The sequence below is a fragment of the Actinophytocola gossypii genome (assembly GCF_025165815.1).
Taxonomy (GTDB): domain Bacteria; phylum Actinomycetota; class Actinomycetes; order Mycobacteriales; family Pseudonocardiaceae; genus Actinophytocola; species Actinophytocola gossypii.
This window is the reverse complement of record NZ_JAFFZE010000006.1, coordinates 637,345-657,555: the sequence shown is the minus strand read 5'-3', so window position 1 is coordinate 657,555 and position 20,211 is coordinate 637,345. Positions and strand designations below refer to the sequence as shown.

The window sequence follows — 20,211 nt, the reverse complement described above, 5'->3', positions numbered from 1 at the left end:
CACTCAGCGGGCGCTGCCCATGACGCGGGTGACCGGGCCCTCGGCGGCCTGACCCGCACGGCCCAGCCACATGCCCATCTCGCGGGTGACCGCGGCCAGGGTCGGGCGGCGGCTCGGGTCGTTGTCCAGCGACGCGGTCAGCAGGCGCAGGTGCGAGCTGCGGTGCGGGAGCTGGGTCAGCGGCTCGCCCTTCGCGGCCGCCATCAGGGACGCCATCGCGTTCTCCCGGACGCCGCGCGGGGGCTGGCCGGTGAGCGCGAAGCTCACGGTCGCGGCCAGCTGCCAGGCGTCGGAGGCGGGTGTCGCGGGCTGCCCGCTGGCCGTCTCGGGGGCCATGAAGTCGGGGGTGCCGACCATCATGCCGGTCGCGGTCAGGGTGGAGTCGCCCTTGGCGCGCGAGATGCCGAAGTCGATCAGGTGCGGGTTGCCGCCCGGGTCGACGATCACGTTCGCCGGCTTCACGTCGCGGTGCAGCACGCCCTTGCCGTGCGCGGCGGTGAGCGCGCCGGCCATCGTGGTCCACAGGCGGGCGGCCTGGACGTCGCTGAGGACCCCGCCCTCGTGCACGGCGTCGGCGAGCTGCTGGCCCTCGATGTACTCCATGACGATGCCGAGACCGTCGGGGTCGCGGATGATGTCGTACACGCGCACGCAGTGGGGGTGGTGCACGGCGGCCAGCGCCCGCGCCTCGCGCATCATCCTGGCCTCGGTCTCGGCGTCCGGGGCGTGCGCGAGCTTCACCGCGACCGTGCGGTCGAGCTGGGTGTCCCTCGCCAGCCACACGGTGCCGAAACCGCCCTGGCCGAGCGGCTTGATCTTCTGGAACCGGCCGGCGTGGTTCTGCCACAAGCCGGTCGGCGCCTGCCTGGTCTGTCCCGCTCCGGCGGCGGCTGCCCCGGCGGCTGCTGCCCCGGCGACGGCGAACGGCAGCGGGCCGGGGTCCTCGGCGAGCTTGGCCAGCGCGGCGCGGTCGGGCTCCGGTTCGGGCATCGGCGCCGACATCGGGGACGACATCGGGGACGACATCGGGGACGACATCGGCGGGGCGACGCGCGTCGGCGGCGGTGTCCTGGAACCGCCGGGCGGAACGTACTGCGGCAACGGCGGCGGCGGCTCGTACGGCGGCGGGCCCTGGGGTGGCGGCGTCCGAGGCGGCTGCTGTTGCTGCGAGGCCGGTTGCGGCGGCGGGACCTGCCGCTGCTCGCGCGGCTCCGGTTTCTGGTACGAGCGCTCGATCACCGACCAGCTCGGCGGGCCGACCGCGAGCAGCGGCATCAGCCCGAGGATGCTGACCGGCAGGAACCCGAGCCACAGGAACGTCGCCACGTTGGCCGACACGCCCATCGACAGCACCACGAGCAGCACGAACGGCGCCCAGAGCAGCCGGGCCGGCCACTTCGGGCCCCGGCGCATCGCGGAGCGGGCCTGGAGCCAGAGGAACAGCAGGATCAGCGCCGGCACCGCGATCAGCATCATGATCCGCAGCAGCAGCATCGGGGTGCCCTCGGAGGGGCGGACGAGGACCTCGTAGACGTTCGAGCGGGCGCCGAAGAAGACCGCCTCGCCCTCCTCGAGCCAGCAGGTGCCCTGCTGGACCTCCGCGACCTCGCCGGCGCTCAGCCCGCTCGGCTGGCCGAGCGCGACGCTGTGGAAGACCTCGGAGACGCCCATGACGAACAGCCACGGCATCAGGAACACGAAGAACCCGCCGGCCGCCGCGATGACACCGATGGTGGCGGCGTTGTAGGTGTTCCCAGTGCCCTTGCGCACCAGTGCGACGAGCAGCGTTCCGACCACGGGCAGCAACCCGATGATCGCACCGGCGGCGATCGTCGCCCACACCCAGTCGCCCGGGCAGAACGCGGGCGAGAAGATACTGTTCGCGAACGACAGCAGCGAACTACCCAGGTTGACCAGGAAGTTCACGAACTGCTCTCCCTCCGTGGGCGTCGTTTCCTGTAACGAAGAGGCTACCCGCCCGGCGGAACGCCCCAGGGCGGTCCTGCCGCCGGGTACCACCGCCTCTTTCTGTGGACGCGCGTACCACGTGCGACGTTCATTCCGCTGACCGAATCGGCCGCCAGTCGTGCGGCGGGTCCTCCCCCACCCGGCCGTCGACGGCCTCGCGCAGCAGGTCCGCGTGCCCGGTGTGCCGCCCGTACTCCTCGATCACGTCGCAGAGCAGCCGGCGCAGGCTCGCCCGCCGCCCGTCCGACGTGCTGGCGTGCACGAGCTGGTCGAGACCACCGTCGGTCAACGCCTTGGCGAACCGCGCCCGGGACCGGTCGACCGCCTCGTCCCACAGGACGTACAGCCGCTCGGGGCTGTCGTCGGCGGCGGAGGTGAACGCCCATTGCTCGCTGTCGGCGGCGGCCCACGGCTCGCCGAGGGGGCGCCCGCGCAGTTGGGTGCCGAAGTAGAAGTCCTCCACCAGCGCGAGGTGCTTGAGCAGTCCGCCGAGCGTCAGCGTGGACGCGCCGACCCGGGTGCGTAAACCGGCCGCGTCCAGGCCGTCGACCTTCCAGCGGAAGGTCGTGCGCAGCCGGTCGAGGGCACCGACGAGGTGCTCGACCTCGCTACCGGCGAGGGGCGGCTCCCAGGGGGGATCGTTCTCGGTCATGGTGTCACGGTAGGGCTCGGCACCGACGAAAACGGGCTGAACGGACAACGGGGGTGTGGCTACCGTACGGGCATGATTCCGAGTACCTGGCTGCCCGTGCACCGGCCCGACGACGACGAGCTGATCGGCTACGTCGAGTCGTGCGATGCCGGGTACCGGGCGCGGACGCTGCTCGGGACACCGGCCGGCGAGCCGACCACGGCCGAGGACGCCGAGGCGACGCTGCTCGGGCTCGGCCTGAGCTACCTCGCCGACAAGTGGCTGCTGACCGTGGACGGCCAGGACGAGCCGGTGCTGGTGCAGATCCTCGAGGCCGCGCCGGACCGGGTGACCGCGCAGCGCATCGAGTTCGGCCCGGACGGTGAGTACGGCACCCGGTACCCGCTGACGATCGCGGAGGCGTCGGTCCGGCTGCGTCCGAGGTAGCCGAGCGGGGCGGTTCCTGTCTAGGTTCCGTTCATGGGTACCTACGACGGCGTGTACCGGCGCAGCCTCGACGACCCGGAGGGGTTCTGGCTGGCCGCCGCTGAGGCGATCGACTGGACCACACCCCCGACGAGGGCCCTGGACGACAGCCGGGCGCCGCTGTACCGGTGGTTCCCGGACGGGGAGCTGAACACCTGCCACAACGCGCTCGACCGGCACGTCGACGGCGGCCGGGGCGACCAGCCGGCGCTGGTGTACGACTCGCCGGTGACCGGGACGAAGGCGACGTTCACCTACCGGGAGCTGCGCGACGAGGTGGCGCGGTTCGCCGGGGTGCTCGCCGGGCTCGGCGTCGGGGTCGGTGACCGGGTGATCGTGTACATGCCGATGGTGCCGCGCGCGGTGGTCGCGATGCTGGCCTGCGCGCGGATCGGCGCGGTGCACTCGGTGGTGTTCGGCGGGTTCGCGCCGCGGGAGCTCGCCAGCCGGGTCGAGGACGCGCGGCCGAAGGTGGTCGTGGCCGCGTCGTGCGGCATCGAGCCGACGCGGGTGGTGGCGTACAAGCCGATCATCGACGAGGCGCTGGCGTCGACGTCGCACCAGCCGGACGCGGTGGTCGTGCTGCAACGTGAGCAGAGCCGCGCCGAGCTGGGCGAACGTGACGTCGACTGGGACGAGGCGATGGCCGGCGCGGAGCCGGTCGACTGTGTGCCGGTGGCGGCGACGGACCCGCTGTACATCCTGTACACGTCGGGGACGACGGGCCGGCCGAAGGGCGTGGTGCGGGACAACGGCGGGCACGCGGTCGCGCTGGCCTGGTCACTGCCGAACGTGTACGACATCGGTCCTGGCGACGTGTTCTGGACGGCGTCGGACGTGGGGTGGGTCGTCGGGCACTCGTACATCGTGTACGCGCCGCTGCTGGTCGGGGCGACGTCGGTGCTGTACGAGGGGAAGCCGGTCGGGACGCCGGACGCGGGTGCGTTCTGGCGGGTGATCGCCGAGCACCGGGCGAAGGCGCTGTTCACCGCGCCGACCGCGTTCCGGGCGATCAAGCGGGTGGACCCGGCGGGTGCGGAGCTGGCGAAGTACGACCTGTCGGGGTTCCGGACGCTGTTCCTGGCCGGTGAGCGGCTGGATCCGGAGACGTACCACTGGGCGGCGGAGCGGCTCGGGGTGCCGGTGGTGGACCACTGGTGGCAGACCGAGACCGGCTGGCCGGTGTGCGCGAACCCGCGCGGGCTGGACGACCTGCCGGTCAAGCCGGGGTCGCCGAGCGTGCCGGTGCCCGGGTACGACGTGCGGGTCCTGGGGCCGGACGGTGACGAGCTGCCGCGCGGCCGGGAGGGCGCGATCGCGCTGCGGCTGCCGCTGCCGCCGGGGACGCTGCCGACACTGTGGGGCGACGACGAGCGGTACGTGGAGTCGTACCTGTCGCGGTACCCCGGCTACTACGTCACCGGCGACGGCGGTTACGTGGACGAGGACGGCTACGTCTACGTGATGGGCCGGACCGACGACGTGATCAACGTGGCCGGGCACCGGCTGTCGACCGGGTCGATGGAGGCGGTGCTGGCCGCGCACCCGGCGGTGGCGGAGTGCGCGGTGATCGGCGTGCGGGACGCGGTCAAGGGCCAGCTGCCGCGCGGCTTCGTGGTGCTCAAGGCGGGGGCGTCGATCACCGAGGAGACGCTGCGCGAGGAGCTGGTGGCCGCGGTGCGCCGGGAGATCGGCCCGGTGGCGGCGTTCCGTGAGGTCTCGGTGGTGGACGGCCTGCCGAAGACCCGGTCGGGCAAGATCCTCCGCCGCACGATGCGGGGGATCGCCGACGGCCGGGAGGAACCCGTGCCGTCGACGATCGAGGACCCCGCCGTGCTGGACGCCCTCCGCCCGGTCCTGCGCGGGCCTACATGTTGATCATGTGGCCGGCCAGGCCGTGGATCGCCTCCTTGACGGCTTCGCCGAGGGTGGGGTGGGCGTGGACGTTGCGGGCGACCTCGTGGACGGTGAGGTCCCACTGCTGGGCCAGGGTCAGTTCGGGGAGCAGCTCGGTGACGTCCGGGCCGATCAGGTGGCCGCCGAGGAGTTCGCCGTGCTTCTTGTCCGACAGCAGCTTGACGAAGCCGCGGGCGTCGCCGAGGCCGTGGGACTTGCCGTTGGCGGTGAACGGGAACTTGGCGACCTCGACGTCGAAGCCGGCCTCGCGGGCCTGCTCCTCGGTGTAGCCGAAGCTCGCGATCTGCGGCTGGCAGTAGGTGGCGCGCGGGATCATCCGGTAGTCGAGCTCCATGGTCTCCGCGCCGCCGATGGTCTCCGCGGCGATGATGCCCATGGCCTCGGCGGTGTGCGCGAGCATGAGCTTCGCGGTGACGTCGCCGATGGCGAAGATGTGGTCGACGTTGGTGCGGCAGAGCCCGTCGACGTCGATGGCGCCGCGGTCGGTGACCTGGACGCCGGTCTTCTCCAGGCCGTAGCCCTCGACGTTCGGCTGGAAGCCGATGGCCTGCAGGACCTTGTCGGCCTTGAGGGTCTTGCGCTCGCCGTTCGCGGAGACCTCGACGGTGACCTGGTCGCCGGAGTCGTCGATCGACTCGACCCGGGTGGAGGTCATCACGGTGACGCCGAGCTTGCGGTAGTGCCGGGCGAGCTCCTTGGAGACCTCCGGGTCCTCGAGCGGGACCAGCCGGTCGAGGAACTCGACGATCGTGACGTCGACGCCGTAGTTGGCGAGCACGTAGGCGAACTCGACACCGATGGCGCCGGCACCGGCGACGACGATGCTGCCGGGGAGCTCGGCGTCGAGGATCTGCTCCTCGTAGGTGACGACGCGCTCGGACAGCGAGGTGCCGGGCAGGAGCTTGGCGGACGCGCCGGCGGCGATGATGCAGTTGTCGAACGTGATCTCCTGGTCGTCGACCTGGATCGCGTTCGGCCCGGTGAAGGTGCCGCGCCCGGTGAACTCGGTGATCGAGTTCTTCTTCATCAGGTAGTGCACGCCCTTGACCCGGCCGTCGGCCACGGTGCGGCTGCGCGCGTGGGCGACGCCGAAGTCGAACTTGACCTCACCGTCGACGCTGATGCCGAAGGTCTTCTGCTCGTTGTGGAACAGGTGTGCGAGCTCCGCGTTGCGCAGCAGCGCCTTGGAGGGGATGCAGCCGACGTTCAGGCAGACGCCGCCCCAGTACTTCTCCTCGACGACGGCGACCGAGAGCCCCAGCTGCGCTGCGCGCACCGCGGCCACGTACCCACCGGGACCGGCCCCGAGAACGACGACGTTGAAATGTGTGCTCACGACCCCCACCCTAATCGCCCGCCGCGATCACCCCACGGCGGAAGGGCGTGAGCGAGAGCACCTGTCCACAGACCCCCGGTTGTCCACATGTCGATCTTGAACCCCCCACTCCGCCCCGCGACCAACTAGACTGACCCTGAGGGGTGCCCCCGGAGCGGGTGGGGGATGCGTGGGTAGGGGTCGAGGACAAAAAGTCGTGGGAGTTCGGGTACTGCTCGCCCGCGCGTGCCCGACGGGTGATCCGACTAGGTGAACTTCTCGACGAGCCAGGCGCAGAGTTCCGGCTCGGTCATCTCCGGGAAATCGGCGGCGAAGGTGTTGAGCGCGCGGGTCGCTTCGTCCCGGTCCAGGCCGCGGGCGGCTGCCGCTCGGTAGTACTCCTGCTGCGCGGCGGTGGGGCGCCCGCCGCCGGTGCCCCGGCCCGGCAGGCCGTCGCGCCAGCGCGCCATCTCCTCCAGTCTCGCCGGTCGCCAGCCCGGAGTTCCGTCGATCTCGACATCGGGCTCGGGAAACGGGTGGTCCGAACCTCGCGGATAGCGCGCGCGCCACTTGTGCACGGCGTGCCGGGTCACGCCCATGGCTTCCGCGATGTTGAGTACCCCGAGAAAGTGCGCGGTCATGTCCCCTCCAGAGACAACGTTAGGCTTGCGCTACTACCTCGTCAACGTTGAGGACGGCCGGGCAGAAGTTCTCCGGACCGGGTCCCACCTGGTGGGAAGTTGACTTCGAAACCCTTTGTTTACAACGTCTTCCGCAAGTGTCTTGACAGCCGCGCGTGTCGGCACCACAGTTCTCCCATTGGTCTATACCACTAGGTCTAAACCACTGGTGCGGGCCCGGCGACGGGCACGGAGAGGACGGCAGAGAAGTGAAGCGCTGGACGAAGGTGATGACGGGTGCCGCCGCCATCGCCCTTGCGACCGCCGGCTGCGCCGGCTCGGGTGGCACCGACTCCGGGGGCGACGCCGCGGCGGGCGAGGACCGCACGCTGACCGTGTGGCTCATGGACGGTTCCGCTCCCGAGACACTCACCGACGCCCTGCACGAGGAATTCGAGCAGGCCAACGACGGTGTCACCGTCAAGTACGAGATCCAACCCTGGAACGGCATCCAGGACAAGCTGACCACGGCTCTGGCCAGCCAGAACCCCCCGGACGTGATCGAGCTCGGGAACACCCAGGCACCCGCCTTCGCGGCCGAGGGCGTGCTCACCGACCTCTCCGGCGACGTCGACGCCCTGCACGGCGACCAGTGGCTGGACAGCCTCAAGGCCTCCGGCGAATGGGACGGCAAGCAGTTCTCCACCCCGTTCTACGCGGCCAACCGGGAGATCATCTACCGCACGGACATGTTCGAGCAGGCCGGGATCGCGGCTCCGCCGACGTCGCGGGAGGAGTGGCTGGACGCCATCACCAAGCTGGAGGCCAAGTTCGGGTCCGACCCGCAGTTCCAGTCGCTGTACCTGCCGGGCCAGAACTGGTACGCGCTGCTCTCCTTCATCTGGGACGAGGGCGGTGACATCGCCACCAAGGACGGCACGAACTTCTCCGCCGCGCTGACCACTCCCGAGGCCAAGGCCGGCCTGGAGTTCTACAAGCAGCTCGTGGACGCCTCCGGCACCACCGCGCCGAAGGACAACGACGAGCAGAACCCCGTGCAGGCCGGCATCTTCGGCCAGGGCAAGGTCGCCATGATGATCGGCCTGCCGTGGGAGGTCGCCACCGCGACCGAGGACGCCCCGGACCTCAAGGACAAGATCTCCGGGTTCCCGATCCCGTCGAAGAACGCCGGTGAGACAGCACCGGTCTTCCAGGGCGGTTCGAACCTCGCGATCCCGGTCAACAGCGCCAACGCCGACCTGGCCAAGGACTACCTCAAGCTCCTGCTCAGCGAGAAGTACCAGACCATGCTCGCCGAGGCCGGCATGGTGCCCGGCGCCTCCACCGACCTCTCCCCGCTGGAGGCCGACCCGGTGAGCAAGGCGATGGCCGAGGCCGCGAAGAACGGCCGGTCCGTCCCGGCGACCCCGGCGTGGGCCACCATCGAGGCAGGCCAGAACCCGCTCAAGGACATGCTGACCGCCTACCTGACCGGCGCGAAGAGCCTTGACCAGGCGACGGCCGACGCGAACACCGCGCTGGACGAGGCCTTCTCCTCCGGCGCATGACGACGACCGCACACGTCACGGTGCCGGCGGGGCCACCCCCGCCGGCACCGCCGCGCGCTGGCCGGCCCCGGCGGGCCGATCTCGGGGAGCGCACGATCCCGTACCTGCTGCTCGCGCCCGCCGTCATCACCATGCTGGTGCTGCTCGGCTGGCCGGCGGTCCAGGTCGTGGCGATCAGCTTCCGCCGGCTCGACCTCGGTGAACTCGTCCGCGGCGAGATCGTCTGGATCGGGCTGGACAACTACCGCGCCGCGCTGTCCGACCCCGAGGTCTGGACGGTCGTGCTGCGCACCGTCGTGTTCACCGCCTGCGTGGTGGCCGCGACCGTGCTCGTCGCCGGGCTGCTCGCGATCCTGCTGCGGCACCTGGCCCCGGGCGTGCGGGTCGCGGTGCAGACCTTCCTCGTGCTCGCCTGGGCCACGCCGATCGTGGCCGCCACCACGGTGTTCCAGTGGATCTTCGACCAGCAGTACGGGATCCTGAACAAGACCCTGGTCAAGCTGGGGTTCGACGGCTTCGCCGGGTACTCGTGGTTCTCCAGCGGCCCGAGCACGTTGACCGTCATCGGTCTGATGATCGTGTGGCAGGCGGTGCCGTTCGTGTGCTTCACGATCTACGCCGGCCTGCTCACCGCGCCCCGCGAACTGTACGAGGCGGCCGCGATGGACGGCGCCAGCCCGTGGCAGGCGTTCACGACCGTGTCCTGGCCGTCGATCCGGCCGCTGGTCATGCTGGCCACGTTCCTGTCGGTGATCTGGGACTTCAAGGTCTTCGCGCAGGTCTGGGCGTTCCGGCAGGGCGGCCCGGACGGCGAGAGCACCACGCTGCCGGTGCTGCTCTACCTCAAGGGCATCGCGTCCCGGCACTTCGGACTGGCGTCGGCGATCGCGGTGCTGATGATCCTGGTGCTGCTCGTGCTCACCGCCCGGTACCTGCAGCTGCTGCTGCGCTCGAAGGAGGGCGACCTGTGAACAAGACGATGGGTCAGCGGGTCGCGCTGAACACGGTCGGGGTGCTGGTCGCCGTGCTGTTCGCGTTCCCGACCTACTGGATGATCACCAGCGCGTTCAAGCCGTCGGTGGATCTGCTCACCGCCGACTACGACCTGATCCCGCTGTCGGTCACCTTCGACAACTTCGTCACCGCGATCAACCAGCCGGGATTCCTCACGCACCTGCGGAACAGCCTGATCGTCACGCTCGGCGCGGTGGCCTGCTCGCTGGTCGCCGGTGTGCTGGCGGCGTTTCCGCTGGCGCGGCTGCGGTTCCGGGGACGCAAGGGGTTCCTGCTGCTGGTGCTGATCGCGCAGATGGCGCCGATGGAGGCGTTGTTCATCCCGATGTTCCTGCTCATGCAGGACGCCGGGCTGCTCAACCAGCTGCCGTCGCTGCTGCTGGTGTACTTCGCGATCACGCTGCCGTTCACGGTGTGGACGCTGCGCGGGTTCGTCCAGGGCATCCCGTTCGAGCTGGAGGAGGCCGCGATGGTCGACGGCTGCGGGCGGTTCGGCGCGTTCCGGCGGGTCATCCTGCCGCTGCTCGGGCCGGGACTGGTGACCACGTCGGTGTTCGCGTTCATCACGGCGTGGAACGAGTTCCTGTACGCGCTGGTGTTCATGCGCGACTCGAACAAGCAGACGCTGCCGGTGTGGCTGTCGACGTTCCGCTCGGTGTTCGGCACGGACTGGGGCGCGATCATGGCCGCGTCGGTGCTCTACGCGCTGCCGGCGTTGATCTTCTTCATGCTCGTGCAACGGAAGCTGGTCTCCGGGGCCACGGCGGGGGCGCTCAAGGGCTGACATCTTGTGGTCTGGACCACTGTCGGCTATACGTGGAGGAACCTGCCCCTCGGCCGCCTCGGGAGGACCCGTGTCCAGGCCCCCTGCATCCGTCCGTCGCGCGGTGACGGTGGTGTCCGTCACCGCGCTCGCCGTGCTCGGCGCCGGTGCGTCATCATCGGCCGCGCCCCATCACCACCACAAGGAGTCCCGTATGACGCAGGTGATACCGGCGCCGGTGTCGGTCACACCTGACCGCCACGGTGGCGAGTTCCGGCTGACGCCGGCCACCGTGATCGAGACCGAGCGCGGCGCGCAGCGGGTGGGCGAGTACCTCGCCGGCCTGCTGCGGCCGGCTACCGGCTACCGGCTGCCGGTCGTGCCCGAGCGGCGGCACGACCGGGACGGCGGGCGGATCTCGCTGGAGCTGGGCCGGGTCGCGGCCGAGCTGGGCGACGAGGGCTACGAGCTCGACGTCGACCGGCGCGGGGTCGAGCTGAAGGCGCGTACCGCGGCCGGGCTGTTCGCCGGCGTGCAGACGCTGCGCCAGCTGCTGCCGCCGCGGATCGAGTCGGACCGCGAGCAGCGGGGGCCGTGGACGGTCGCGGGCGGGAAGATCGTCGACTATCCGCGGTTCGAGCACCGGGGCGCGATGCTCGACGTGTCCAGGCACTTCTTCTCGCCGGACGAGGTGAAGCGGTACATCGACCAGATCGCGATGTACAAGATCAACCGGCTGCACCTGCACCTGTCCGACGACCAGGGCTGGCGGATCCAGATCGACGGCTGGCCCAGGCTGACGACCCACGGCGGCAGCACCGAGGTCGGCGGCGGGCCCGGCGGGTACTACACCAAGGACCAGTTCCGCGACCTGGTCGCGTACGCCGCCGAGCGGCACATCGAGGTCATCCCGGAGATCGACCTGCCGGGACACACGAACGCCGCGCTGGCGTCGTACGCGGAGCTGAACTGCGACGGGGTGGCGCCGCCGCTGTACACCGGCATCGAGGTCGGGTTCAGCTCGCTGTGCATCGACAAGGAGATCACCTACCGGTTCGTCGAGGACGTGCTGACCGAGCTGGCCGAGCTGACCCCGGGCGAGTACCTGCACATCGGCGGCGACGAGGCGCACTCGACGCCCGAGGCGGACTACATCAAGTTCTTCGAGCGGGTGCTGCCGATCGTGGAGTCGCTCGGCAAGAAGGTCGCCGGCTGGCACGAGTTCCTCAAGGCGACGCCGTCGACGTCCGCGCTGCCGCAGTACTGGGGCACCACGGACTCGAACAGCCTGGTGACCGACGCGGTGGAGCGCGGGAACAAGATCCTGTTGTCGCCGGCGAACAAGTCGTACCTGGACATGAAGTACGACGAGAACACGCCGCTCGGCCTGTCCTGGGCCGGCTTCATCGAGGTCGACGAGGCGTACGGCTGGAACCCGGGCCAGTACATGCGGGGTGTCCCGGAGTCGGCGATCCTGGGTGTCGAGGCCCCGCTGTGGTCGGAAACCCTGGAGACGAGCGACCACATCGAGTTCATGGCCTTCCCGCGCCTCCCGGCGATCGCCGAGCTGGCCTGGTCCCCGTGGTCGACGCACGACTGGGAGTCCTTCCGCACCCGCCTGGCCGCCCAGGCCCCCCGCTGGGAAGCCCAGGCGATCGACTTCTACCGCTCCCCCCAGATCGACTGGCCCTGACCCGATGCCCTGCCGTAGGTGGCCACCAGGACCGACGCGGTGGTCCGGACGGGGTCGGGCAGCGCGGCGACCCGTTCGGCGAGGTCCGTGGGGCCGATGTGGCGGGCGCTCGGGCCCATGCCGACCAGGAACAGCACCTCGTCGTGGGACAGGTGCAGGTCGAAGGTGCGGGTCACCTGGGTGGACGGGGTGAAGTGCGGGGCGAGGGCGGCGGTGATCCGGGCGTCCTTGTCCGGGGCGACGGTGATCAGGTTGAGCGCCTCGACCAGGCCGGCGAGGTGCTCGACGGTCGGTGTGACGACGACGAGCGCGCCGCCCGGGCGGACCACGCGCGCCAGCTCGGCCGGGTTGCGCGGGGCGAACACGTTGAGCGCCAACGAGATCGCGGCGTCGCGGACCGGGAGCGTGCCCCACACGTCGCAGCCGACGGCGCCGAGCCGGGGGTGCGCGCGGGCGGCGCGACGGAGGGCGGGCTTGCTGACCTCGAGCGCGAGCCCGACCCGGTCCGGCCCGGCGTCGAGGACGGCGGCCAACTGGTGGCCGGTGCCGGCGCCCAGGTCGGCGACGCAGCCCCCGGGCACGGCGGCCGCGGCGGCGACGAGGGCGTCGGTGATGGGGCGGTAGTGGCCGGCGGACAGGAACGCGGCCCGGGCGGCGACCATCTCGGAGCTGTCGCCGTGGACGGTGGTGGCGCCGAGGTTGACGTAGCCCTGGCGGGCGAGGTCGAACCCGTGACCCGAGTCGCAGCGGAGCTGGGGGCCGGCGAGCGTGAGCGGTGCGCGGCAGTGCGGGCAGGCCAGGTGGTCCAGGACGTCGGCGATCACCGGACCAGGCGCTCCACCCGCCGGTGCAGGCGGTCGACGTGGTCCTCGGACTCGGGCTTCATCAGCACGCTGCGCAGGATCCGCGCCCGGTCCGCGTCGGACTTGACGTCGGGGTGCCGGCGGGCCAGGTCGGCGGCGTCGACGGTCAGCACCGAGAGGTAGACCGGGTCCTCCTTGTCGTTCATGCCGTCGGTGAAGGCGCGCGCGGCGGCCGCGTCCACGTCCGAGAGCGTGTTCCGGCGCGGGAAGTAGGCGACGATGTCCAGCTCCGGCCGCTGGTACAGGGCCAGGTGCGGCGAGTCGGCCAGCAGGTCGGCCCAGCGCAGCGCGGCCCGGCGGCTCGCGGCGACGAACCGGCCGAGCCCGTCCGGGGTGGGCGGGATGACCTGGAAGGTGAGCCACAGCGCGGCGGCCGCGGCGCCCGGACGGGAGCACTCCAGGCTGATCTCGCCGAGGTGCAGGTCGGCGTCGGTGAAGTAGGTGTACGGCGAGTCGTGCCGGTAGAACCGCGCGACGGTCGGGTCGGCGAACAGCACGGCTCCGCACCCGTAGGGCTGCAGGCCGTGCTTGTGCGGGTCGACGACCACCGAGTCGCAGCCGGCGATGGCCCGCCACGGGCGCGGGTCGACCAGCTCGGAGTCGGCGAGCAGGGTGAAGAACCCGCCGTAGGCCGCGTCGACGTGCAGCCGCACCCCGTACCGGTCACGCAGGGCGAGCGCCTCGTGGATCGGGTCGACCGCGCCGAGGCCGGTGGTGCCGGCGGTGAGCACGACCGTGCCGACCTTCCCGGTGGCCAGCAGTTCCTCGAGCGCGTCGAGGTCCATCCGCCCGGTGTCGTCGACCGGCACGGTGTACCCGGGCATGCCGAGCACCTGGCACATCCGGGCGTGCGTGTAGTGGCTCTCGGTGCTGAACGCGACGCCCCGGCCCGGGTGGGACTCGCGGGCGACGAACAGGGCCTCCAGGTTCGCGACGGTGCCGCCGCCGGTGAGGTGCCCGAGATGCTGGTCGAACCCGAACATCGTCGCGAGGGCGGCCACGGCCTCGCGCTCCATGCGCGCGGTGGCCGGGCCGCCGTCCACCGCGTGGTTGTTCGGGTTGACCAGCATCGTCGTCAGGTACCCGGCGACCGCGACCGGGTGCGGCGGCTTGAGCATCTGCCCGGCGTAGTCCGGGTGGAAGAACGGGTAGTTGTCCGTCAGCCGCTCGGTCAGCTCGGTGAACGCCGCGCGGAACCGCTCCGGGTCGACCCGCTGCGCGGGGTGCTCGGAGCGGTCCGCGAACGTCCGCTGCCACGCCTCGACCGCCTCGACACCCTCTCGCAGCCAGCTGGAAAGCTCCGTCATGCTGCCACGATATGGTGCCGGGACCGCGTGCCGGGTGCGGTGGCCTCGTATTACTGGCGGGCGCCTCGGGTGCGCAGCACGAGCAGCAGCGCGCCGCCGCCGAGCAGCAGTGCGGCGCCGAGCGCGATCAGCCAGCCGCCGTCGAACCCGGTCGCGGCCAGCTCCTCCTCGTCGGCCACCGGCTCGACGTCGTTGCCGTCCTTGCCGTCGTCGACGGTCGGCTCCTCCGCGTCGCCCGGCGCGGAAGGCTCCTCGCCCTTGGCCGGCGGCTCCTCCTCGTCGACCGGCGGCTCCTGGTCGGGGGTGCTCGGCTGGGTGGTGGTCTCGCCGGACTCGACGCCGCAGGCGAACCAGTGGCTGATCTGCGCCGGCTTGCCGCTCGGCACCAGCGGCGAGTGCAGGTCGAGCCAGGGCAGCTCGCCGAGGTCGCCCGGCGCGTACACGTTGTACGCCGGCCCACCCTTGACGATCACGCCGGCGACGTCGACGCCGTCCGTGCCGGTGACGTCGAGGTAGGTGTTCGAGCCGTCCACCTCGGTGCGCAGCAGACCGGTGACGTCCGAGCTGCCGGGGAAGAGGTCGGCGCAGTGCTTGCCGACGACGTTGCCCTCGTGGACGGTCGCGCGGTCGTCACCGGCCTGCGGGGTCCGGTCGGGGGTCGCGGCCGCGACGCCGGCGACGCCGAGCAGGGCGGTCGAGGCGAAGGCGGCGGTCAGTACGGCTCTGGCAACTGTGGTGGTACGGCGCACGTTCAGCTCCGGGGATTAGAGGCTCCGACAGGGAACGAGGTTTTCTACCACCCCGATCCGACTGGATCATGCGCAGGGTTCACCAAACGGAACTCAGCCCGGCCAGCGGCGGGCGGTCTCCGCGAGTGCCGCGCGGGCCCCGTCGCCCAGTTCGCGGACCAGGTCGGCGGCCGGGACGGCGCGGGCGAACTCGTGGGCCTGCCCGGCCCACAGGGACATGGTCTCCGGGTCGCCGGCCCGGCGCAGCGCCTTGGTCAGGTGGTGCACGTGCGGGTACGCGGCCGGCGCGGCGTCGGAGTGGTCGGTGAGGAAGCGGTTGACCAGGCCGCGCGCGGGGCGGCCGCTGAACGCGCGGGTCACCGCGGTGCGGCAGTCGCCGGCGATCGCGGCGCGGTGCGGCGGGTTCGTGCCGGCCTCGGGGCAGGGCAGGAACATCGTGCCGAGTTGGGCGGCCCGCGCACCGGCGACCAGGACGGCGGCGACGTCCCGGCCGCTGGACAGGCCGCCGGCGGCGATCAGCGGCACCGGCACGGCGGCGGAGACCTGGCGCAGCAGCGGGAGCAGTGCGGTGTCGTCGATGGGGTCGGTGTTGGTGAAGGTGGCGCGGTGGCCGCCGGCCTCGGTGCCCTGCACGCAGAGCGCGTCGGCTCCGGCGGCGACGGCGGTGCGGGCCTCGCCGGCGGAGGTGACGGTGACCACGGTCGCGCAGCCGGCCTCGCGGAGTTCGGCGAGCACGGTGGGGTCGGGGCAGCCGAAGGTGAAGCTGACCACCGGCACGCGCTCCTCGCGGACGACCGCGAGCTTGCCGGCCCAGCCGTCGTCGTCGTCCGCCGGCTCGCCGAGCTGGACGCCGTACCGGCGGGCCTCGGCGGTCAGGCGATCGCGGTACGTGGCCAGGGCGTCACCGTCCACCTGGGACGTGTCGGGCACGAAGACGTTGACGCCGAACGGCTCGGCGGTCAGCTCCCTGGTGGCTCTGACCTGCGCGCGCACCGCGTCGGCGGTGAGGTAGCCGGCGGCGAGGAAGCCGAGGCCGCCCGCGTCGGAGACGGCGGCGGCCAGCTCGGGCGTCGACGGCCCACCGGCCATCGGCGCCTGCACGACCGGCTGGGTCAGGTCGTCGAGGATCATGCAGGGAACTCCTGGTCGAGCAGCCGGAGGAGGGGTGCGGCCTTCACCGCGGTCTCGGCGACCTCGCCGTCCGGATCGGACAATGCGATGACCGCGCCGCCAACACCGTAGGACACCCGGTCCGGCTCGACCACGAGGGTGCGGATGACCATCCCGAAGTCCGCCGCGCCGCACCGGGAGAAGTACCCCAGCGCGCCGGAGTACACACCTCGCGGGCCCCCCTCGAGGCGGTCGATGATCTCCATGGTGCGGGCCTTGGGCGCGCCGGTCATCGAGCCGCCGGGGAACGCGGCCCGGACGCAGTCCACGGCGCCGCGGTCGGGCCGCAGTCTGGCCCGGACGGTCGACACGAGCTGGTGCACGGTCGGGTGCGTCTCCACCGCGAACAGTTCGTCGACGGTCACCGACCCCGGCTCGGCGACCCGGCCCAGGTCGTTGCGGACCAGGTCGACGATCATCAGGTTCTCGGCGCGGTCCTTGCGGCTGGTCGCCAGCTCGGCGCGCAGCCGCTCGTCGGCGGCGGGCGTGGCCCCGCGCGGGCGGGTGCCCTTGATCGGCCTGGACTCGGCCACCCCGGCCGAGGACACCCGCAGGAACCGCTCCGGCGACGCGCTGAGCACGCTGCGCTCCCCGAGTCGCAGCAGCGCGCAGAACGGCTCCGGGTTCCGCCGGCGCAGCACCCGGTAGCCCTGCCACGGGTCGAGCTTGCCGTCCGCGGTGAGCTGGTTGGTGAGGCAGACCTCGTAGGTCTCCCCCTCGGTGATCTCCCGCTGGCACTCGGCGACCAGGTCGAGGTAGGCGGCGCGCCCGTGCCGCGCGCGCAGGGTGCCGACCTCGGGGGTGACCTCGGCCTCGCCGGGTGGGGTGAGGCCGCGCAGGGTGGCCTCGGTGCGGTCGAACCACTCGTCGTCGGGCTCCAGGGACAGCAGGTACACCGCGTGCTCCGCGTGGTCGACCACGACCGCGCGGTCCGCGAAGATCATCGTCGCGTCCGGCCGCTCCGAGCGGTGCGCGTTCACCGCTCCGCACTCGCCCTTCAGCTCGTACCCGAGGTACCCGATCCAGCCGAGCGCGAAGTCGAACGGCAGTCCGGCGCTGGAGGCCCGGTGCGCGCGCAGGTCGCCGTCCACCCAGTCCAGGAACGGCGTGTGGACCACCCGGTCGCCGGACCCGGACCGCACGGTGACCGTGCCGGCCGACACGTCCGCGGTGGCCACCCGCGCCCGCGGCCCGCTCGCGTCACCGAGGAACGAGAACCGGCCGCCGTCCGCGCTGTCCAGCCAGAACGCCCACTCCGCGTCCCGGTGCAGCGCGTCGAACACCGCCTCCGCGTCGACGTCCAGCTCCACCCGCCGGTGCGGTACGACCGGGCGCCGGTCGACGGTCGTCCGCCGGCCCGCGACGACCGTGCCGTGCCGGCCGAGGAAGTTCCCGAGCACCCGCTCGCCGTGCGTGGTCAGCACGGACTCCGGGTGGAACTGCACGCCCCAGCGCGGCAGCTCCCGGTGCCGCACCGCCATCACGACGCCGTCGTCGGCGACCGCCAGGGTCTCCAGCACGTCCGACACCCTGGTCACGGCGAGCGAGTGGTACCGCACCACCGGGAACGGCGACGGCACGCCGGCGAAGAGACCCGTTCCGTCGTGCCGCACGTCCGACAGCAGCCCGTGCCGCACCTCGGGCGCCGGCCCGACCGTGCCGCCGTAGACGTGGCAGATGCCCTGGTGGCCCAGGCACACGCCGAGCACCGGTACCGGGGAGCGGCGGATCACGTCCGCGCAGACCCCGAAGTCCCTGGCCCGCTCCGGCCGGCCGGGGCCCGGCGAGATGACCACGCGGTCGAACCCGGCGAGGTCCCCCACCGGCTCGTCGTTGCGCACCACGACCGGATCGACCCCGGTGAGTGACCCCACGAGGTGCACGAGGTTGTGGGTGAACGAGTCGTGGTTGTCGATGATCAGGGTGCGCATCCACCACCTCGTAGGCCGCCGACCAGCAGCCTGACCGATGCCGCGCGGCCGGCGCAAGGAGTGCTCGGTCACGGGCATGGGACTGGCCGGTGACGTGGGCCAACGCTCCCGCCACCGGCCAGGATGCCTCCATGGTGCGTGCCGGGCCCGGCACGCACCAAGATCACTCGACCGGTGCTCGACGCCGCCGAACATCAACGACGAGCGGACGTCACCGCGGCTCGGCCAGGAACAGGGACGGGCCGTCGTCGGTCAGCGAGGTGTCGACGCCGTCGCCGGTGAAGTCGGTGCGCTCGTGGCCGGCCCAGTCCTCGATCGGCTCGCCGTCGCTGGTCAGGTGCCGGTAGCCGGACCCGTCCCAGCCGAACCGCAGGATCGTGTTCCCGGAGTCGTAGTAGGGGGTGAACTCCCCGCCCTCGGTCTCCTGCTTGCTCATCGTGTTGTTGAAGAAGACGTTCCTCGGGCCGGTGGCGCCGGACCACTTCACCGCCTTCCTGCCAGCACCCCACCAGATCGGGTACCAGGCAGAGTCGTCCCCGGTTTCGCCGGACTCGCCGCCGCAGTGGGTCGAGCAGTTCCCCGGGCGGTGCTCGTAGGGCACCGCGACGGTGTTCAGCTCGACGAGGTTGTGCCGCTCCCACCCGCCGTGCAGGTTCACGTCGGAGTCGGTGTCGTTGCCGATGAACACGTTGCCCGACGCCGACCACTGGAAGGTGAAGTGGCGCAGGCCGCGCAGCACGTTGCCGGCGTAGACCGAGTCCCACACCCGCGATCCGCGCAGGTAGCCGTTGCCGCCCTTGCCCTTGTTCCACGAGCCGACGAAGCGGTTCCCCTCGATCCGCAGGTTCTTCGCCTCCTCGGTGACCACCGGGTGCGAGCCGGTCAGGTACGTCGTGACGCCCCGGACCCAGCCGTTGACCGCCCACTTGAACACGATGCCGTGCAGTTGGTCGGCCGGCGAGAGGTTGCCGTAGTCGTGGGTCGCCTCGCTCGGGTCGTGGCCGTCGACGACCTGGGTGAGGAACAGGTTCTCCAGGCCGACGCCCAGCACCGGGTCGACGAGCGGGGACGCCTTCGACTCGTAGGTCTTGCCGTCGATCTCCGCCGATCCGTCCGAGGTGGAGTCGATCGGGACGTCGAACTCGAGCGGCTTGTCCAGCGTGATCGTCTCGGCGTCCTCGTCGACGGCGGTGATCTCGAAGATCTGCTGTCGCATGTGGATGTTCCGCAGGTCGTGGTCGGTGGGCAGGGCCTGCTGCTCCTCGTAGAACCGAACGGTGTTCGCCGCGCGGATGTTGACGTAGCCGCCGACCCGGAACTCGTCGGACCAGTCGTCCAGCGGTACCACGGTGTCGCCCTTCCTGGCGGCGAAGCCGTCCTCGCCGGTCAGCTCGACGCCGGCCTTCCAGTGCACGTTGACCGTGCCCTCGAACAGGTCCCGGCGGTTGGCCGGCGCGGACTCGTGGTCCTCCCGGTAGTCCTCGGCGACCTCGCGGGACTGCACCCGGAACAGGCCGCGGCCCGGCCACAGCCAGCCGCCCTTGCCGCTCTCGTGGCGCATGCCGTCCTCGTCCCAGTCGCCGCCGTCCTCGGTGAGCGTGTCGTAGCGGGTGTTCTCGTCCGGGCGGAACACCACGCGGGTGCCGGTCGCCGGGTCGTCGCCCGCGCCGCGCAGCACCAGGTAGTCCGCGTCGACGGAGAGCTGCCGGGACACCGCCAGCTCGCCCGCGGGCAGCTCGATCAGCGACAGGTCGTCGTAGCCGGCGTCGGGCGAGCAGTCGGCCCTGACGTCGTCGATGGCGCGCTGGAAGCCGTCCGTGTCGTCGGCGCCGTCGTCGGGGCGCACGGCGTACTCGGACGCGAGTTCGTCCGGGGTGAGCACGCACTCGGCGTCGGTGGTGATGTCCTCGTCGCCGGGCAGGCCGGCGCCCTCCCGGTAGCCGGCGGCCGACCAGTCCGGCAGGCCGGGCAGCGGCTCCCGGCGGTTGTCCTGGCTCAGGTCGAGCGCCGGCGGCCGGTCGGGCAGCTCCGCCACGTCGGGCAGCTCCGCCGCGCCGGTCGTCCGCGCCACCGGTCGACCGTCGACCGGCCCGTCGGCCTGCCACCACACGATGCCGCCGGTGGCGAGGACGCCGGTCACCACGACCACCACCATGCCCCGGACGAGGTTCGGTCCCCCCATCTGCCCACTCCTTTCGTCGAGTCCCGCGGACTCG

At 71.8% G+C, this 20,211-nt stretch carries 16 protein-coding genes; 6 read left to right on the top strand and 10 right to left on the bottom strand.

Annotation, left to right across the window (positions count from 1 at the left end; genetic code table 11):
- Positions 1-3 precede the first annotated feature (3 nt).
- Together JT362_RS07785 and JT362_RS07780 are read right to left on the bottom strand one after the other, a co-directional pair.
- The gene (locus JT362_RS07785) at positions 4-1,926 is read right to left on the bottom strand and encodes a serine/threonine-protein kinase (RefSeq protein ID WP_311202672.1); all 1,923 of its coding nucleotides are present in this window, start codon (positions 1,924-1,926) and stop codon (positions 4-6) included.
- Between the two features lie 130 nt (positions 1,927-2,056).
- Positions 2,057-2,620 (bottom strand): DinB family protein, encoded by a 564-nt coding sequence (locus JT362_RS07780; protein ID WP_260190339.1) that lies wholly within the window; start codon positions 2,618-2,620, stop codon positions 2,057-2,059.
- Between the two features lie 72 nt (positions 2,621-2,692).
- Here JT362_RS07780 and JT362_RS07775 point away from each other — a divergent pair, with 72 nt between their 5' ends.
- Positions 2,693-3,046, top strand: a complete 354-nt coding sequence (locus JT362_RS07775) for a hypothetical protein (RefSeq protein ID WP_260190338.1) — start codon at positions 2,693-2,695, stop codon at positions 3,044-3,046.
- A 33-nt stretch (positions 3,047-3,079) separates the two neighbouring features.
- The gene (locus tag JT362_RS07770; protein ID WP_260190337.1) at positions 3,080-4,963 is read left to right on the top strand and encodes a propionyl-CoA synthetase; all 1,884 of its coding nucleotides are present in this window, start codon (positions 3,080-3,082) and stop codon (positions 4,961-4,963) included.
- Here the strand turns inward: JT362_RS07770 and lpdA are convergent.
- Positions 4,953-6,338, bottom strand: a complete 1,386-nt coding sequence (gene lpdA / locus JT362_RS07765) for a dihydrolipoyl dehydrogenase (protein WP_260190336.1) — start codon at positions 6,336-6,338, stop codon at positions 4,953-4,955. The genes JT362_RS07770 and lpdA overlap by 11 nt on opposite strands.
- 245 nt (positions 6,339-6,583) lie before the next feature.
- A complete protein-coding gene (locus JT362_RS07760; protein ID WP_260190335.1) occupies positions 6,584-6,958 on the bottom strand; it encodes a hypothetical protein in 375 nt (124 codons plus the stop codon).
- A gap of 248 nt (positions 6,959-7,206) precedes the next feature.
- Here JT362_RS07760 and JT362_RS07755 point away from each other — a divergent pair, with 248 nt between their 5' ends.
- The 4 genes from JT362_RS07755 to JT362_RS07740 all read left to right on the top strand — a co-directional run bounded on the left by JT362_RS07755 (position 7,207) and on the right by JT362_RS07740 (position 11,975).
- Positions 7,207-8,505 carry a sugar ABC transporter substrate-binding protein gene (locus JT362_RS07755; RefSeq protein WP_260190334.1) on the top strand — a complete coding sequence of 433 codons (1,299 nt, stop codon included), beginning with the start codon at positions 7,207-7,209 and terminating at the stop codon, positions 8,503-8,505.
- Entirely contained in the window at positions 8,502-9,476 is a 975-nt protein-coding gene (locus JT362_RS07750) for a carbohydrate ABC transporter permease (protein WP_260190333.1), read from the top strand. Before JT362_RS07755 ends, JT362_RS07750 begins: the two co-directional genes overlap by 4 nt.
- Before the next feature lie 8 nt (positions 9,477-9,484).
- Complete coding sequence (locus tag JT362_RS07745) at positions 9,485-10,303, top strand: carbohydrate ABC transporter permease (protein ID WP_375546456.1); 819 nt, start codon at positions 9,485-9,487, stop codon at positions 10,301-10,303.
- Positions 10,304-10,496: 193 nt separating this feature from the next.
- Complete coding sequence (locus tag JT362_RS07740; RefSeq protein ID WP_311202671.1) at positions 10,497-11,975, top strand: beta-N-acetylhexosaminidase; 1,479 nt, start codon at positions 10,497-10,499, stop codon at positions 11,973-11,975.
- On the opposite strand, the gene JT362_RS07735 is transcribed toward JT362_RS07740, so the two are convergent.
- The 6 genes from JT362_RS07735 to JT362_RS07710 form a co-directional block, all read right to left on the bottom strand.
- Positions 11,945-12,799: a putative RNA methyltransferase gene (locus tag JT362_RS07735; RefSeq protein WP_260190331.1), complete on the bottom strand. Its 855-nt coding sequence runs from the start codon at positions 12,797-12,799 to the stop codon at positions 11,945-11,947. The two genes, JT362_RS07740 and JT362_RS07735, sit on opposite strands and share 31 nt — an antisense overlap.
- Positions 12,796-14,145: a pyridoxal phosphate-dependent decarboxylase family protein gene (locus JT362_RS07730; protein WP_260190330.1), complete on the bottom strand. Its 1,350-nt coding sequence runs from the start codon at positions 14,143-14,145 to the stop codon at positions 12,796-12,798. Before JT362_RS07730 ends, JT362_RS07735 begins: the two co-directional genes overlap by 4 nt.
- A gap of 50 nt (positions 14,146-14,195) precedes the next feature.
- A complete protein-coding gene (locus JT362_RS07725; protein ID WP_260190329.1) occupies positions 14,196-14,894 on the bottom strand; it encodes a hypothetical protein in 699 nt (232 codons plus the stop codon).
- 93 nt (positions 14,895-14,987) lie between these two features.
- The gene (locus JT362_RS07720; RefSeq protein WP_375546455.1) at positions 14,988-16,022 is read right to left on the bottom strand and encodes a nitronate monooxygenase; all 1,035 of its coding nucleotides are present in this window, start codon (positions 16,020-16,022) and stop codon (positions 14,988-14,990) included.
- The gene (pabB, locus tag JT362_RS07715) at positions 16,022-17,995 is read right to left on the bottom strand and encodes an aminodeoxychorismate synthase component I (protein ID WP_260190327.1); all 1,974 of its coding nucleotides are present in this window, start codon (positions 17,993-17,995) and stop codon (positions 16,022-16,024) included. Before pabB ends, JT362_RS07720 begins: the two co-directional genes overlap by 1 nt.
- Before the next feature lie 211 nt (positions 17,996-18,206).
- Positions 18,207-20,177: a right-handed parallel beta-helix repeat-containing protein gene (locus JT362_RS07710; protein WP_260190326.1), complete on the bottom strand. Its 1,971-nt coding sequence runs from the start codon at positions 20,175-20,177 to the stop codon at positions 18,207-18,209.
- Positions 20,178-20,211 lie beyond the last annotated feature (34 nt).